At 69.4% G+C, this 18,829-nt stretch carries 1 protein-coding gene; it reads left to right on the top strand.

The features are described 5' to 3' along the window. The first annotated feature begins 541 nt into the window (after positions 1 to 541). Positions 542 to 18,736 (top strand): non-ribosomal peptide synthetase, encoded by an 18,195-nt coding sequence (locus tag NGR01S_RS02570; protein ID WP_245664404.1) that lies wholly within the window; start codon positions 542 to 544, stop codon positions 18,734 to 18,736. The last annotated feature ends 93 nt before the right edge of the window (positions 18,737 to 18,829 follow it).

The raw sequence follows: 18,829 nt of genomic DNA on the forward strand, positions 1-18,829 counted from the left end.
GATTGTCGGGGTTGCGGAGAATCGACCGGGACAACAGGCGCAAAGGTTAAGCCACGGCCAGAAGGCGATTTGGTGCAGCCTATGAATACCGACAATGTCAACTTCCCGCTCGACGGCCCCGACATGACTCCGAGCCACATCCGTGACCTGCATGTATCCCAACCCTGGGACGGTATCGATGCGTGCACACACAGTGCGGACTCTGCACCCGACGGGCCCGCCGGGTGGCGGTTGCTCAGCCACCCGGCCCGTCGAAGAACGGCCCAGAACACGGTGCTTTCCAGCGGATTTCGGGCAGATGCGGCCGACCGGTGGATGAGCCCCGATTTTTATAACCACCGGGTATAGATCAACTCGCTTTATTTCCTTTCGGGATCGAATTCGGCGCCCCGATGGGATCGCCGTCCATCATCGCTGATGGGCAAAAGTCTCGATTCGACGACATGAATTGTTGTTCCAATGATATCCCCTGCGCATTTCAGGAGCAGTGAACCGGCTCAATCGGCCGGTTTCCCCCCGATGCCGGGAAAATGGAGGACAGGTGACCCAGTCCAAGCGCAACATAGACGGCCGGGGCCGATCGGATTCAGCGGAGATCGGCTCGTCCACGACCACAGGCCAGACGGCGTCGGGTAACGGTTCGGGTGCGCGGCCTGGCGCCGTCACATTCACCGGCCCGCCCCGCCACGATGTCCTGCCGCTGTCGGCCGCCCAGCGAGGGATCTGGTTCGCACAGCATCTCGCGGGTTCGTCACCGATCTCGGTGGCCCAGTACGTCGAGATCGTGGGTGAACTTCAGCCGGAGCTGCTTCTGGAGGCCTGCCAGGCCGCCGATCGCGAATTCGGTCCCGGGCACCTGCATCTCGTCGAGGTCGACGGCGAACCGTGCCAGTACGTCGACGAGACCGCCGGATCACCGGCCACGGTGGTGGATCTGCGGCGCCGTACCGATCCGGTGGCGACCGCGCACCGTCTCATGGTGGAGGACTATTCGGCGCCACTGGACCTGCTCGGCGACTACCTCATGAAGTGCATCGTGTACCAGGTGGGCGACAACCACTACCTGTGGTATCAGCGTGCGCACCATATCGCCCTGGACGGGTTCGCCGCGGTAACCATGGTGCACCGCATCACCGAGCTGTACAACGCGTGGGTGCGGGGCGCGGACGCGCCCCCGGCCACCGCGAAATATCTGGGCGAGATCATCGAACAAGACCTCGCCTATCGGGGATCGGAACGCTTCGACAACGACCGCAAGTACTGGACCGAACACCTCGCGGGCGCACCACCCGTAGTCAGCCTGGCCGGACGCGTCAGCAAACCCACCATCCACCCGGAACTGGTGAGTGTGTCCCTACCCGAGGACACCGCACACCTGCTCGACAGTGTGGTCACCGAACGCGGCACCAGCGTCACTCCGATCATCGTCGCGGCGTTCGCCGCCTACCTGGGCCGGATGACCGGAAGCGACGAGGTCCTGTTGAGTCTGCCGGTGTCGGGCCGGCATTCGGCGGTGCTGCGCCGTTCGGGCGGCATGGTCGCCAATGTGGTGCCGCTGCGTGTGCAGATCGCCGACCGCACGGTCGGGGAACTGATCGCGGCGACCCAGAGCGAACTGACCAGCGCGCTGCGCCGGCAACGCTACCGACAGGAGGACATCTTCCACGATATGGGGATTGCCCGGGACGAGGCGGCCTCGTTCGGCCCGGCCGTGAACCTCATGATGGTGGACAACGAGATCGTGCTGGGGGAGACGACCGGCCGGCTCCACGTGCTCACCTCCGGCCCGACCGCCGACCTGTTCGTCAATATCTATCCGGGGGCGGGCCGCGACAGCACCCATATCGATTTCCAGGGCAACCCGAATGTCTACAGTGCCGCCGAACTCGCCGGGCACCACCGGCGTTTCCTCATGTTCCTGCACGAGTTCCTCGCCGGCGGAACAGCGAACGCTGTCGGCGCGCTACCGCTGCTCGAAGCGCGGGAGCGGGCCGCGCTGCTGCCCGTGCGGGGTCCACACGGCACCGGCACCCGGCTGCTACCCGACATCCTGGCCGAGACCGCCCGCCACCACGGTTCCGGCAGCGCGATCTCCACGCCCGGCCGCACCGTGACCTATGCCGAGCTGGACACCAGATCCTCCCGGCTGGCCCGCCATCTCATCGCGTTGGGCGCCGGACCGGAAACCGCGGTAGCGATCCTGCTGCGGCGCTCGGTGGAATCGGTGGTCGCGGCCTGGGCGGTCGCCAAAACGGGTGCCGCCATCGTGCAGATCGACCCCGAGTATCCGCCCGCCCGAATCGAGCACATGGTGACCGACAGCGGCGCCTCCGTCGCGATCACCGTCGCCGGCCACACCGAACGGCTGCCGCAGCAGGTGCGCCGGGTCGTGCTCGACGATCCCGGCCTCCAGCGGGAATACGAGTCCTATCCGTCCGATCCGGTCACCGATACCGACCGGATACGCCCGCTGCGGCCCGCCGACCTCGCCTATCTGACCTACACCTCCGGGTCCACCGGACTCCCGAAAGGTGTGCAGGTCACCCATACCGGGCTGGCGAACCTCGTCACCGACCGCAGCGACACCTACGGTATCGACGCGGCCGCGCGCGTGTCCTACGCTCTCTCACCCAGTTTCGATGCCTCCCAGGAGCAGTTCCTCACCTGCTTCGCCTCCGGCGCCACCCTGGTGATCGTGCCGCCGGAGGTCATCGGCGGCGAACCACTGACCCGGCTGCTCGCCGAAGAACGGATCACGCACCTGACGCTGACCCCCGCCGTGCTGGCAACCGTCGACCCCGGGCCGCTCACCGATCTGCGTGTCGTGGTGGTCGGGGGCGACGTGTGCCCGCCGCACGTCATCGAACGGTGGACCGGGTCCTGGTCGATGTACAACGAATACGGCCCCACCGAGACCACCATCACCGCCGCCGGAGCACCCATCGAACCCGATCGCGATCTCACCGTCGGCGGCCCGATCCGCGGTGTCGCGGCCATGGTGCTCGACCGTGCCCTGCAACCGGTCCCCAAAGGCACCGCCGGTGAACTGTATCTGGCCGGACCGGGTCTGGCGCGCGGTTACAGTCACCGTTTCGGTGAAACCGCGGCACGTTTCGTCGCCGACCCCTACAGCGAACCAGGGGACCGCATGTATCGCACCGGCGACCTCGCGCGCTGGTCCGGTGCCGGTGACGAGATGACGCTGGAACTGATGGGCCGCAGCGATTTCCAGGTCAAGATCCGCGGCTACCGGATCGAACCGGGGGAGATCGACGCCGCGCTCACTGGACACGCCGACGTGGACCTGTCGGTCACCGTGCCGGTGCGGAACAAGACCGACGCGACTGTACTCGCCACCTATGTCGTTCCCGTGCACGGCCGCCGGATCGACACCGGCGCACTGCAGCGTTACGCCCGCGAAACCCTGCCCCCGCATATGGTTCCCGCGGTGATCCTGCCGCTGGACAGTCTGCCGGTGAACGCGTTCGGCAAACTGGATCGCAAAGCGCTCCCCGAACCGGATTTCGGGACCGCCCCGGCCGGACGCGCCCCGGCCACACCCCGGGAGAATCTGCTGGCCGGCCTGTTCACCGAGATTCTCGGAGTCGCGCGCGCCGGCGCCGACGACAGCTTCTTCGCGCTCGGCGGTGACAGCATCCTGTCGATCCAGCTGGTGGCGCGCGCCAAGGCAGTCGGGTTGAGTTTCTCCACCCAGGATGTATTCGATGCCAAGACCGTCGCCGGGCTGGCCGCCGTGGCGACCGACATCGGGGACGCGCCGCGGCTGGCCGAACTCCCCGGCGGCGGCGTCGGGCCGATGCCGCTGTCGCCGATCATGCACGCCATGCTCGGCCGCGGTCACTACAGCCGGTTCGCACAGGCCACCCTCGTGCAGCTCCCGGACCGCGTCGAACACGCGCATCTGGTCCGGGCCCTGCAGGCCGTACTGGACCGGCACGACATGCTGCGCGCCGTCCTGCGCGGCGCCGAATCGGTGGACCGGTTCGTCGACGTCCTCGACCGCGGGACGGTCGACGCCGACACCGCGCTGACCACGGTCACCTTGACCCGGCGGGACGCCGCCGAGGTCGACGGTCACCTCCAGGCGGCCGCGGACCGACTGGACCCCACCGACGGCGTTCTGCTGCAGGCCGTCCGGCTGCAGGACACCACCGGCCCCGACCTGCTGTGGCTGGTGATCCACCATCTCGCCGTCGACGCGGTGTCCTGGCGTCTGCTGCTCACCGATCTCGCGCAGGCCTGGACGCAAGTCACCGAAGGCGGCGAACCACAGTTCCCGCCGCCCAGCACCTCGGTGCGACGCTGGGCGCACGGACTGATCGAACAGGCGCCCACCCGGCGCGCGACGGAACTGGACCTGTGGCGCGGTATCCACGAACGGGGTGACCGGCTGCTCGGACCACGCCGTCTGGACCCACAACGCGATGTCGTGGCGACGGCGGGCCGTGTCCGGATCCGGATCCCCGCCGATATCACCGAGGCGGTACTCACCACCGTCCCGGCCCGCTACCACGGCAACGCCAACGACCCGCTGCTGGCGGCACTCGCGCTGGCGCTGGGCGAGTGGCGGCGCCGCCGCGGTATGGCCGCCGGCGCGGAACTGATCTCGCTGGAAGGGCACGGCCGCGAGGAGCAGGCGGTGCCGGGTGCCGACCTCAGCGCCACGGTGGGCTGGTTCACCACCCGGTTCCCGATCCGGCTCGAATTGCGCGATATCGACCCGGAAGAGGCGTTCGCCGGCGGAGCGGCCGCGGGACGCGCCGTCGAGCAGGTGAAAGAGCAGCTGCGTGCGGTGCCCGACAACGGTATCGGCTACGGCATGCTGCGCTGCCTCGACCCGCAGGGCAGCACCGAGCTGGGGAACTCACCGGACCCCCAGATCAGTTTCAACTATCTGGGGCGGGTGGGTGTCCGCGAACACTCGGGGGCGTGGACACCCACCCGTGAGTTCACCTCGTTGACCGCGACGAGCGATCCCCGGATGGCGCTGCCCGCCCTGCTCGATATCAACACGATCGCCGAACCCGGACCCGACGGCCTCGAACTCGATGCGACCTGGGAGTTCGCCGCGCAGGTGCTCGACGCCGCGGAGGTCGACGAACTCGCCGGCCTGTGGGTGCGGGCGCTACGCGCCCTGGCCGGGCATATCCGCTCCGAATCCGCGGGCGGCTTCACTCCTTCCGATTTCCCGCTGGTCACTGTGTCGCAGGACGAGATCGATCAGTGGCTGCGCGACTATCCGTCGCTGACCGATGTATGGCCGCTGACCGCCCTGCAGGCCGGGTTGCTGTTCCATGCCATCTACGACCGTGACACCACCGATGGGTACACGGTGCAGGCGGCACTCACCTTCGCCGGGGACGTCGACGCGGACCGGATGCACCGCGCCGCCCAGTCCCTCGTCGACCGCCACGACAGCCTGCGCACCGCGTTCGTCGAAAGCGCCGGCGGCCCCCGCCAGCTCGTACTCGGCGACACCCGGGCCGACTGGCAGTACTCCGATCTCGCCGACCTCCTCGACACCGAGGCACACGACCGCGCCTTCCAGGAACTCGCAACGGCGGCCACGGCACCATTCGACCCGGCTCGTCCGCCGCTGCTGCGGTTCCATCTGGTGCGCACCGGCACCGACGAACACCGGCTGCTGGTCACCAACCACCACCTCGTGCTCGACGGCTGGTCGATGCCGCTGCTGATCCACGAACTGCTCGCGCTGTACGCGTCCGGTACCGAAACGGCCGAACTCGCCCCACCCCGCTCCTACCGGGACTACCTGCAGTGGCTGCACGCCCAGGACAGTGACGCGGCGACCGAGGCGTGGCAGCGGGTGCTCGCCGGCGTGGAGAGTCCGACACACGTCACCGGCCGCGCCGACCGCACGGCCGGCGCGGACAGCGGCGAAACCGGCCGCGCGCTCGACGCCGCGACCACCGCCGCGGTCCTCGACCTCGGCCGCACCCACGGGGTCACCGCGAACACCGCCATCCAGGTGGCGTGGGCGCTCCTGCTCACGACCCTCACCGGCCGCCCCGATGTGGTGTTCGGCAACACTGTTTCGGAGCGTCCGCCCCATATCCAAGGCGTCGAATACATGGTGGGACTGTTCATCAACACCCTGCCGGTGCGGGTCCGCACCGACCCCCACGAAACCGTCGCCGACCTGCTCACCCGCGTCCAATCCGAGCAGGCCTCGATGCTCGGGCACCGGCACATCGGCCTGGCCGAACTCCAACGCGCCACCGGCATCGCCGACATGTTCGATACGGTGACCGTGCTGGAGTCCTACCCGCTGGACCGCGAAGGACTGGCACGTGATCTCGGTGCCGCCGGACTGCGGCTCATCGATATCGACGCCCGGGACGCCACCCCGTATCCGCTGAGTCTGCAGGTGACCCCGCCGTCACGGGACGCCTCCGATACCGAGGAGAACAGCACCTACACGGTGACGTTGCGGTTCGCCACCGACCGCTTCGACACCGGCACCGCCGACACACTGCTCGAACGATTCGAACTGCTGCTGACCCAAATCGTCACCCACCCGGGTCGCCGCGTCGCCGCCGTATCCGCGGCCCGCGACACCGAACGCGCGGAACCACAGGTACACGGCGCGCCGCCGGCCGGCGAACGCACCCTGCACGACATCCTGTCGGCCACCGCGCGCCGCTACCCCGACGCGACGGCCGTCCGCGCCGGTGACATCACCCTGACCTACCGCGAACTGGAACAGCGCGCCGACGCCCTGGCCCGCCGGCTCACCGAACGCGGCGCCGCCCCCGAAACCTTCGTAGCGCTGGCCCTCCCGCGCTCCGCCGAACTGGCGGTCGCGATCTGGGCGGTGGCCCGCACCGGCGCGGCGTTCGTACCCCTCGATCCCGCCAACCCGCCCGAACGCCTCGCGGAACTGCTGGCCGATTCCCACAGCACGCTCGGCGTCACCGTCGACCCCGTCATCCCACATCTCCCGACCACGATGGACTGGCTGATCGCCGACCCCGCCACCGCACCCGATCCCGTCGCCGAACCGGTCACCCCCACGCACCTGCATCCCGGCAACGCCGCCTACCTCATCTACACCTCCGGGTCGACCGGTAAACCGAAAGCGGTACACATCGCCCACCGGGGCCTGGCCGATGTCGTTGCCGCCCAAGCCGAAGCGTTCGCCGCGACCACCGATTCGATGGTGCTGCAGGTCGCCTCACCGGGCTTCGATGCCTGTGTCTCGGAACTGCTGCTGGCCCACAGCAGCGGCGCCTGCCTACTGGTGGCGCCACCAGAGGTGTACGGCGGCAGCGACCTCGAAGACCTCTTGCGCGAGCAGCGGGTCACCCACGCCATCATCACCCCGTCGGTGCTGGGCACCATGGATTCCGCCGGGCTGCCCGCGCTGGACACGATCGCGGTCGTCGGCGAGGCCACCGGATCCGATCTGGTGAACCGGTGGGCACCCGGACGCCGGCTCATGAACCACTACGGACCGACCGAATGCACCATCTGGGCCACCGGATCCGAGGCGCTGCGCCCCGGCGAACCGGTCACCATCGGCGGCCCGATCCGCGGCGTGACCGCCACGGTGCTCGATATGTGGTTGCGGCCGGTACCGGCCGGAGTCGCCGGGGAACTGTATCTGGGCGGGCCCGGCCTGGCCCACGGCTATTACGACCGCCCGGCCACCACCGCCTCCCGGTTCGTCGCGGACCCGTACTCACCCCACGGCGACCGCATGTACCGCACCGGCGACTCGGCGCGGTGGGTGCGCGGCCGCACCGGCCCGGAACTGGAATACCTGGGCCGCGGCGACCAGCAGGTCAAGATCCACGGCCTGCGTATCGAGCCGGGCGAGGTCGACGCCCACCTCACCCGGCACCCGGCCGTGGCACGGGCGGCCACGGTCGCCCAGGACGGCCCGGCCGGAGAACCGGTGCTGGTTTCCTATGTCGTACCGGCCCCGGGAACCACCCTGGATGTGACGGCACTACGCGACGACCTCGCCGGATCACTCGCCCACTACATGAATCCCGCCGCGATCGTGGAACTCGACACCATGCCCCTCACCCCGGTCGGCAAAATCGACCGCGGGGCGCTGCGCGAACGCGCCTTCCGCGCCGAGGAAACCCCCGGCCGCCCGCCCGCCACGCCCACCGAACGGGTCATCGCGCAACTGTTCACCGAAGTCCTGCACCTCGACACCGTTTCCGCCGACAGCAACTTCTTCGCCCTCGGCGGCGACAGCATCGTCTCGATGCGGCTGGTGGCGCTGGCGCGCGCGGCCGGGCTGACCCTCACCCCGCGCGATGTGTTCGAAGGCAAAACTGTTGCCGCTCTCGCCGCGACGGCCCGTCACGAAACAGACGCCGTCACCGCCGAGGACCTGCCGCGCGGCGCCCACCGTATCGAGGACCGCCCCTACCGGCCGGCGGACTTTCCACTCGTCACCCTCACCCGGCCCGATATCGAGCAACTGGAACAGCGCTACGACACCCTGGCCGATGTGTGGCCGCTGTCGCCGATGCAATCCGGGATCCACTTCCACTCCACCTTCGATCCCGACGCCGGCGACAACTACACCGTGCAGACGGTGATCGGCTTCACCGGCAGCGTCGACGGCGAACGCCTGCGGCGGGCCGCGCAGGCGGTGGTCGACCGGCACGACATCCTGCGTGCCGCGTTCGTGGAAACCGCCGGCGGACCGTGCCAGATCGTGCTCGACCACGCCGAGGTCCGGTACCAGGAGGTCGATCTCGCCGTCCGTGGTGACGATCTCACCGCCGAATGGGACCGGATCGCCGCCGCCGACGCGGCCGCCGGGTTCGACCTGTCGGCCCCGCCGCTGATCCGGTTCACCCTCATCCGCGCCGAATCCGGTGCGGCCCGGCTGCTGATCACCAACCATCATGTGATCCTGGACGGCTGGTCGATGCCGCTGCTGCTCAGAGAACTACTCGACTACTACGGCGCCCCCGAACACATCGGCGCCGCCGGCGCCGCCCCCTCCTACCGCGACTACCTGACCTGGCTCACCCGCCAGGACCTCACCGCCTCCAAAGCCGCTTGGGCGCAGGCCTACGCGGACGTGGATTCACCCACCCGCGTCGCCCGCGGCACCGGACCGACCGACGCCACCGCCGCCGAGGTCACCGCCGAACTATCGGCCGACCATTTCGCGAGCCTGCGCACCGTGGCCGCCGACACCGCCGTCACAGTCAACACCGCGGTCGCCGCCGCGTGGGCGCTGAACCTGCGCACCCTCACCGGCGAAACCGACGTGATCTTCGGTTCCGCGGTCTCCGGCCGCCCACCCGAACTGCCCCGCGTCGATCAGACCCTCGGCATGTTCCTCAACACGATCCCGGTCCGGGTCCGCCTCGACCCGGCGAACTCCCTGCGCGACTTACTGACACAGTTGCAGGACCAGCACGCCCGCATGCTCGACCACCACTACGTCGGGCTGCCCGATATCCATCGCAGCGCCGGCACGACCGAACTGTTCGACACCGCGATCGCCTTCCAATCCTTCCCGGTGGACCGCCCGGCCCTGCAGCAACTCGTCGACTCCGCGGGACTGCGCGTGGACGAGATCACCGGCGTCGACGCCACCCCGTACCCGCTGAGCCTGGTCGTCGCGCCGCAACAGGCCGAGCACGAGACCGCGCAAGGCCTGCACATCACCCTGCGGTTCCTCGACGATGCCTTCGACACCGCACAGGCACACAGGATCCTCGACCGCTTCGTCGAACTGCTGCACCGCATCGCCGACGCCCCCGCCACCCGGCTCGGCGAGCTCACCCTGCCCGACCGGCAGGACCCGGTCCTGCCCGCCCCCCGCACCCGGCACCTCACCGCGAGCACCCTCGGCGACCTGCTCGCCGCGACCGTGGCCGCCGACCCCGACGCCACCGCCGCCGTCTCCGGTCCGGTCACCCTGACCTACCGGCAGCTCGACGCCCGCGCGAACCGCCTCGCCCGGCTGCTGCTGAGCCGCGGCGGCCGCCCGGGCACCCTGGTCGCCGCCGCGCTGCCCCGATCCCTCGACGCGATCGTCACCGTGTGGGCTGCGGCGAAGGCGGGGGCCGCGTTCCTGCCGATGGACCCGAACCTGCCCGCCGACCGCATCGAATTCCTGCTGTCGGACTCCGGCGTCACCCTGGGTATCACCGACGCCGCCTCCCGGCCGCGCGTACCCGACAATGTCGACTGGCTGATCGTGGACACCGAAACCGCGGCCACCGCCAGCGATCCGGCACTGTCCGCGCCGGTCACCGACGCCGACCGCGGCGGCCCGATCCGGCCGGCGCATCCGGCCTACGTGATCTACACCTCCGGATCCACCGGAACCCCCAAGGGTGTCCTGGTGGCCCACCGCGCCCTGCCCGATGTGGTGGCGGCGCAACGCCGGATACTGGGAGTCGGTCCCGCCGCCACCGTCCTGCAGGTCGCCTCACCCAATTTCGACGCCTCGGTGTACGAACTACTGATGGCGCACGGCTCCGGCGGCCGACTGGTCATCGCGCCACCGGATGTGTACGGCGGCCCGGAACTGGCCGCCCTGATCCGGCGCGAACACATCACCCACACCCTGCTGACCCCCTCCGCACTGGCGACCCTCCCGCACGAGGGCCTCGGCGAACTGCGGGTGCTCGCCAGCGCCGGCGAACCGGTCGGCCCCGAACTGGTCGAGCGGTGGGCGCCCGACCGCGCCATGGTCAACCTCTACGGTCCCAGCGAGACCACGATCTGGGCCACCGCCAACGCCGCACTCACCCCCGGCGAACCCATCACCATCGGCGGCCCGGTCGGCCCTGTCGCGGCCGTGGTCCTCGACACCTGGCTGCGGCCGGTACCGGCCGGGGTAGCGGGCGAGATGTACCTTTTCGGGGCCGGTCTGGCCGACGCCTACATCGGCCGCGCCGGGCTCAGCGCCGCCCGCTTCGTGGCCTGCCCGTTCGGCGAACCCGGCCACCGCATGTACCGCACCGGCGATATCGTGCGCCGCACCGACACCGACGACCTGGAATTCGTGGGACGCAACGACTTCCAGGTCAAGATCCGCGGTAACCGGGTCGAACTGGGCGAGATCGACGCCGTCCTCGGCGCGCGCCCGGATGTGGCGTTCACGGTGACCGTGCCGCGCATCGCCGAAGACCGGCCCGCGGTCCTGGTGTCCTATGTGGTGCCCGCCCCCGGCCACACCGTCTCCGGTACCGAACTGACCGCCGCCCTGACCGAAGCCCTGCCCGCCTATATGGTGCCCGCCGCGGTCCTCGTCCTCGACGAACTCCCACTGAATTCCAGCGGAAAACTGGACCGCTCCCGGCTCCCGGACCCGGTATTCGCCACCCGCGAGTACCGGGCACCGTCCACACCCGTGGAATCCGTGGTCGCCGAAGCCTTCTGTCACGTGCTCGGCATCACCCGGGTGGGTGCCGACGACAACTTCTTCGAACTCGGCGGCGACTCGCTCAGCGCCTCGCTGGTCGTGGCGCGCGTCGGCGCCACCCTGAACGTGCGGGTCCCGGTGCGGTCCATGTTCGAGACACCCACCGTCGCCGGTCTCGCCGCGCACGCCGAAACCCTCACCGGCGGCGACCGGGTACCCCTCACCGCCGGAGTACGCCCCGACCCCGTCCCGCTGTCGCTGGCACAGCAGCGGATGTGGTTCCTCAACCGTTTCGAACCCGACTCCGCCGCCTACAACATCCCGGTCATGCTGCGACTGACCGGCGACCTCGACACCGCGGCCCTCGCCACCGCACTGCGCGATGTCGCCGGACGCCACGAAGTACTGCGCACCATCTACCCCGAGACCGCCGGCGAACCCGAACAGGTGATCCTCGACGAACCCGAGATCACCCTGGACCCCGTGCACGTCGCACCGTCCGCGATCCCCGACGTGGTCGCCGAATTCATGCGCCGCGGCTTCGACGTCACCGTGCAGGTGCCGATGCGCGTCGAACTGTTCGCTCTCGACACCGACGGTCACACCACCGAATACCTGCTGATCCTGGTGGTGCACCATATAGCCGGCGACGGCCAGTCCATGGGCCCACTGGCCCGCGACGTCATGCGCGCCTACGCCGCCCGCACCGCCGGACATCCACCGCTGTGGGAACCGCTGCCGGTGCAGTACGCCGACTTCGCGCTGTGGCAGCGCCGCACCCTGGGCTCCGCGCAGGACCCCGACTCGCTCATGTCCGCCCAACTGGAGTACTGGCGCACCACACTGGCCGGTGCACCCGACCGGCTCGACCTCCCGGCCGACCGGCCCCGCCCCGCCGTCGCGTCCCTGACCGGTGGTCGCGTCCCACTCGATATCGGCGCCGACCTGCACAGCAAACTCGCCGAACTGGCCCGCTCCCGCGGCACCTCCCTGTTCATGGTCCTGCACGCGGCCCTCGCGACAGTACTGAGCCGGCTGAGCGGCAGCGACGACGTGGTCATCGGCACGCCCGTCGCCGGCCGCGGCGAACCCGGACTCGACGACCTCGTCGGCATGTTCGTCAACACCCTCGTCCTGCGCACCCCCATCCACCCCGGCGAACCCTTCACCGAACTGCTGACACGCACGAAAGAAACCGACCTGCAGGCCTTCGAACACGCCGATGTCCCGTTCGAACGGGTCGTGGAAGAGCTGAAACCGGAACGCACCGCCGACCGGCATCCGCTGTTCCAGATCGCGCTGGCGTTCCAGAACCTGTCGTCGGTCGACGTGGTGCTGCCCGACGTCACCGTGTCCCGTGCCGACGTCGACACCGGCATGTGCCAATTCGACCTGCAACTCGTCGTCTCCGAAAACTACGGTCGAGGCGGCGCGGCGCAGGGTATCTCCGGCATGCTGATGTTCGCCCGTGACCTGTTCGACGAACCGACGGTCGCCGGGTTCGCCCAACGACTGATCCGGGTCCTGGAAGCCCTCGCCGACGATCCGGCGACACCGGTCGGTGATCTCGACTGGCTGGACACCGACGAACACACCGCGCTCGTCTCCCGCGTCGGTCCGCGCCTCGAAGGCGCACCCGCCCTGCTACCGGACGCGTTCGCCGCCGCCGTCCGCGACAACGGCGACGGTCTCGCCCTCGTCGCCGACGACACCGCACTCACCTACACCGAACTCGACCTCCGATCCAACCGGCTGGCCCGCGCCCTCATCCGGCACGGCGCCGCCCCGGAGAGCCCGGTGCTCGTCGCCGCCACCCGGTCCGTGACCTCGGTGATCATGTGGTGGGCGGTCGTGAAATCCGGCGCCACCTACGTGCCCGTCGACCCCCGCTATCCGGCGAGCCGCATCGAACAGATGGTGGCCGACTCCGGCGCCGCACTCGGTGTCACGGTCGCCGCGGCGCGCCCCGATCTCCCCGACTCCCTGAACTGGCTCGTCCTCGACGACGACACCGTCACCGCGCAGATCGACACCCTGCCCGGCGACCCCGTCACCGACGACGACCGGCGCGCACCGCTACGGGCCACAAACACCGCCTACATCATCTTCACCTCCGGCTCCACCGGCGTACCCAAGGGCGTCGCCGTCGAGCACCGCGCCATCGCCGACTTCCTCGCCGCCCAGCACAGCGCCCACCGCACCGGTCACACCTCCCGCGTCCTGCATTTCGCCTCCCCGTCCTTCGACGCCTCCCTGCTGGAGATCATGCTCGCCACCGGCGGCGCCTCCACCCTCGTCCTGGCCCCGGCCGGAATGTACGGCGGCAGCGAACTCGCCGACCTGCTGCGCACCCAGCGCATCACCCACGCCTTCGTGACACCGGTCGCGCTGGCCTCCGTCGACCCCACCGGACTCGACGACCTGCAGGTCGTCATGGCCGGTGGTGAGGAAGTGCCCTCGGAGCTGGTGAACCGGTGGGCCGGCACCGACCGCGCCGGCACCCGCGAATTCCGGGTCCTGTACGGGCCGACCGAAACCTCGGTCGTGGCCACCGCCGCCCCCCATATGCTTCCCGGCGACCGGGTTCGGATCGGCGCCCCCCGCGCCGGTATGCGAGCCCTGGTCCTGGACTCCCGGCTGCAACCGGTACCGGTCGGCGTACCCGCGGAACTGTACCTGGCCGGCCCCGGCCTGGCCCGCGGCTACCTCAACCGGGCCGCGACCAGCGCCGCCCGATTCATCGCCTGCCCCTACGGCGAACCCGGGCAACGCATGTACCGCACCGGCGACGTCGTCCGCTGGAACGCCGACCGCGACCTCGAATTCGTCGGCCGCAACGACTTCCAGATCAAGGTCCGCGGCTTCCGGGTGGAACTCGGCGAAATCGACGCCGTCCTCAGCGCCCGCGCGGATGTATCGTTCGCGATCACCGTGCCACGCCGCGACGGTACGGGCCCCGTACTGCTGGTGTCGTATGTGGTGCCCGCGCCGGGCGCGAGTATCTCCAGCGAGGAACTCGTCCCCGCGGCCGCCACGGCACTGCCGTCCTATATGGTGCCCGCCGCGGTGATGGTGCTCGACGCGATACCGCTGTCACCGAACGGGAAACTCGACCGCAAAGCCCTCCCGGCGCCGGTCCTGCAGGCCCGGCAGTTCCGGGCGCCGTCCTCACCGGTCGAGGAGATCGTGGCCGGGGTGTACGCCGAAGTGCTCGGCACCGACGGGCCGGTCGGCGCCGACGACGACTTCTTCGAACTGGGCGGCAACAGCCTGATCGCCACCCGCGTCGCCGCCCGCATCGGTGCCGCACTCGACGCGTCCGTGCCCGTCGCGATGATCTTCGAAGCGCCCACCGTCGCGAAACTCGCCGTACGCGCCGAATCGCACGCCGACACCGGCCGTATCTCGCTCACCGCCCAGCCTCGCCCCGAACACGTCCCGCTGTCCTACGCACAGCAGCGGATGTGGTTCCTGAACCGGTTCGAACCCGACTCCGCCGCCTACAGCATCCCGATCGTCATCCGGCTCACCGGGCAGCTCGACATCGACGCCCTGCACGCCGCGGTCGACGACGTCATGACCCGTCACGAAGTGCTGCGCACCGTCTACCCGCACCACGACGGCGAACCCGCGCAGGTCGTCCTGTCCGCCACCGACGCCGTACCGCCCATGGCCGTCGCCCGCGTCGACCGATCCGAACTGGTGGACCGGCTCTCCGCCTTCGTCTCCGCGGTGTTCGACCTCACCACCGAGATACCGTTCCGAGTGCGGCTGTACGAGCTCGACCACGACGAGTGGATCCTGGCCGTGGTGTTGCATCACATATCCGGCGACGGATCGTCATTGGGCCCGCTCGCCCGCGACATGATGGCCGCCTACTCGGCCCGCCTGCACCACGAACCCCCGGCCTGGCCGCCTCTGGCCGTGCAGTACGCCGACTACGCGATCTGGCAGCACACCGTACTGGGCACCGAGCACGACAGCGATTCACTGCTGCGCGCCCAGATCGACTACTGGACCGGGCAGCTCGCCGACCTGCCCGCCCTGCTGGAACTACCCACCGATCGGCCGCGCCCGCCCGCCCCGACCTACGCGGGCGCCAACATGCCGATCGAACTCGACGCCGAACTCCACGCGAAACTGGAACGCGTCGCCCGGGCCCACAACACCACACTGTTCATGGTGTTCCACGCGGCTCTGGCCGCCACCCTGGCCCGGCTCGCGCACACCGACGACATCGCGATCGGCACCCCGTACGCGGGCCGCGGCGAACCCGAACTCGACGACCTCGTCGGCATGTTCGTCAACACCCTCGTCCTACGCACCCGGCTCACCCCCGGAATGACATTCACCCAACTGCTCGAACACGTCCGCGGCACCGACCTGGCCGCGTTCGGGCACGCCGACGTCCCCTTCGAACGGCTCGTCCAGGAACTCAACCCGGTACGCACCCCCGCACACCACCCACTGTTCCAGGTGATGCTGGCCTTCCAGAACCTCACCACCACCGACTTCGAACTCCCCGGACTGTCGGTCTCGGCCGTCGAAGCCGACACCGGCACCTCCCTGTTCGATCTACAGGTCACCGTTTCCGACACCTATGACGACACCGGCGCACCGACCGGTATCAGCGGCGGAATCACCTATGCCACCGACCTGTTCGACAAAGCGACCGCCACCGCCGTCGTCGACCGCCTGCTGCGCATCCTCGACGCGATGGCCACCGATCCCGCCCGGCCCGTCCACGACGTCGACCTGCTCGACCCCACCGAACGCGACGCCGAACTGATCTGGTGCAACACCACCGCCTACCACCTCGCACAGAACGAAACACTCGCCTCCGCGTTCACCGCCTCGGTAGGCAGACACGCCGATCTGCCCGCGGTGACCACAGCCGGCGAGACACTCACCTACGCGCAGTTCGCGTCCCGCGTCAACCGCCTCGCCCGGCTGTTGATCAGTCGCGGTGTCGGCCCCGAAACCCTGGTGGCGCTGCGGATGCCGCGCTCACTGGACCAGGTCACCGCGATGTACGCGGTCCACGCCGCCGGCGGCGGATACGTGCCGATCGATCCCGACCACCCGGCCGAACGCATCGACTACATGCTGGCCACCGCGAAACCCGTCGTCGTACTGTCGACCCTCGACGACCTCGACCTCGCCGGCTTCGACGACGGACCAGTCACCGACCGCGAACGCCGCACCCCGCTGCGGCCGGAGAACATCGCCTACGTCCTGTTCACCTCCGGCTCCACCGGGCGCCCCAAAGGCGTGGCGGTCTCGCACCGTGCGGTACTCAACCAGCTGTACTGGATCAAGGGAGCGCATTCCCTGACACCGGACGACGTGGTACTGCAGAAGACCCCCGCCACCTTCGACGTCTCGGTATGGGAACTGTTCGCCACCCTGGTGGCCGGCGCCCGGATGATCATCGCGGAACCGGACGGGCACACCGACCCCGCCTACCTCGCCGACACCATCGCCGCCCACCAGGTCACGCTCACCTCCTTCGTGCCCTCGATGCTGGCGGTGTTCGCCGACACGGCCCCCGCCGCGTCGCTGACCTCGCTGCGGGCGCTGCTCGTCGGTGGTGAGGCATTCGGCCAGGACGTCGTATCCGCCGCCCGCCGGGTGATGCCCGGCACCGAACTGCACAACCTGTACGGGCCCACCGAATTCACCTTGCACGCCACCGAACACCTGGTCACCGACGCCGACCACGGCAACGTACCCATGGGCACACCGGTCTGGAACGTCCGCGCCTACGTCCTCGACAGCCGGCTGCAACCCGCCCCGCCCGGAGTCGCCGGGGACCTGTACCTGGCCGGTAACCAGGTCGCCCGCGGCTACCAGGACCGTCCCGGGCTCACCGCGGAACGATTCGTCGCCGACCCCTTCACCGCGGGCGCGCGGCTCTACCGCACCGGTGACCTGGCGCGCCGCCTCCCCAACGGAGAACTGGAGTATCTCGGCCGCACCGACTCCCAGGTGAAACTGCGCGGCCTGCGTATCGAGCTCGGCGAAATCGAAGCAGTACTCGCCGAACACGACAGCGTCGCCCGCGCGATCGTGACGGTGCATACCGCCGCGACCGGCGACCAGCTCGTCGCCTATCTCGTTCCCACGACCGGCACCACTGTCGACACCGCCGCGGTCCTCGACCACGCCGGCACCGAACTGCCCGGCTACATGGTGCCCGACACCGTCATGGTGCTCGACACCGTACCTTTCACGGCCTCGGGCAAACTCGACCGCGCGCGACTGCCCGAACCGGAGTTCGCGGTCGGTGAATACCGGGAACCGGCGTCCTGGCTGGAAAGCGAAGTGGTCCGCGCCTACGGGCACGTGCTCGGCGTGGACCGCGTCGGAGCGGACGACGATTTCTACGCCCTCGGCGGTAACTCGCTACGGTCGGTGCAGGTGGTCAGCGAGCTGAAGAAGGAACTCGACTACGACGTGCCGGTCAGCTGGATCCTGTCCGATCCGAGTCCGGCCGATCTGGCCAGACGTATCGAATCGGGTATGCGCTCCGGGCACACCCACACCGACCCGGCCGCCGCCTTCGGTTTCGATGTCCTGCTGCCGATCCGGGCCGACGGTGACCGGCCGCCACTGTTCTGTGTCCATCCCGCCTCGGGTCTGGCCTGGAGCTACCGTCCGTTCGCCGAGTACCTGGCACCCGGCCGGCCGATCTACGGCATCCAGGCACCCCAGATCGGCGGCGAGGTCCCTGGGCCGGCCACTATCGAGGAAACGGCGCGCCGGTACTTCGCCGAGATCCGGACCGTGCAGCCGCACGGCCCCTACCATCTGCTCGGCTGGTCGCTGGGCGGTCAGATCGCGTACGCGATCGCCGTCGAGATGCGGGCAGCGGGGGAGGAGGTGGCGCTGCTGGCGCTGTTGGACGCCGAAGCCGCCAATATCGATCCCGCCCAGGTCGTCACGGTCACCGCCGGGGAACTGATCAGCAATCTCGGCCCGGTCCTGGGTATCGATTTCGTCGATCAGGACGCGACCGCGCAGGAGGCGGCCGATCTCATCAGGCGCCATCTCGGCGAAGGATTCCCGGTCGACGCCGGCATGATCCAGCGGATGACCGACGCCTACAACCAGTCCATGCGGGCGGCGAGTATCTGGCGGCCCCGGGTTCTCGACGGTGACCTGCTGTACTTCACCGCGACGGTGGACCGCCGGCCCGATGCCACCGGCTGGGCGGGATGGGCGCCGGTCGTCGGCGGGCGGATCGTGAATATCGATATCGATGCGCCCCACCTCGCCATGACCGACCCGGCCGCGGTCGAGCAGATCGCCAGGATCCTCGACGAACGGTTGGACGGGTGAACCCGTAGACAATACCGACCGTTACGTAGGGTAATTTTCTGGCGAATTTTCAGCCAGGAGAAAGGCGTCGCCGTCTCCGCATACGGCCAGTTC

It is taken from the genome of Nocardia grenadensis NBRC 108939, from assembly GCF_001613445.1.
Taxonomy (GTDB): Bacteria; Actinomycetota; Actinomycetes; order Mycobacteriales; family Mycobacteriaceae; genus Nocardia; species Nocardia grenadensis.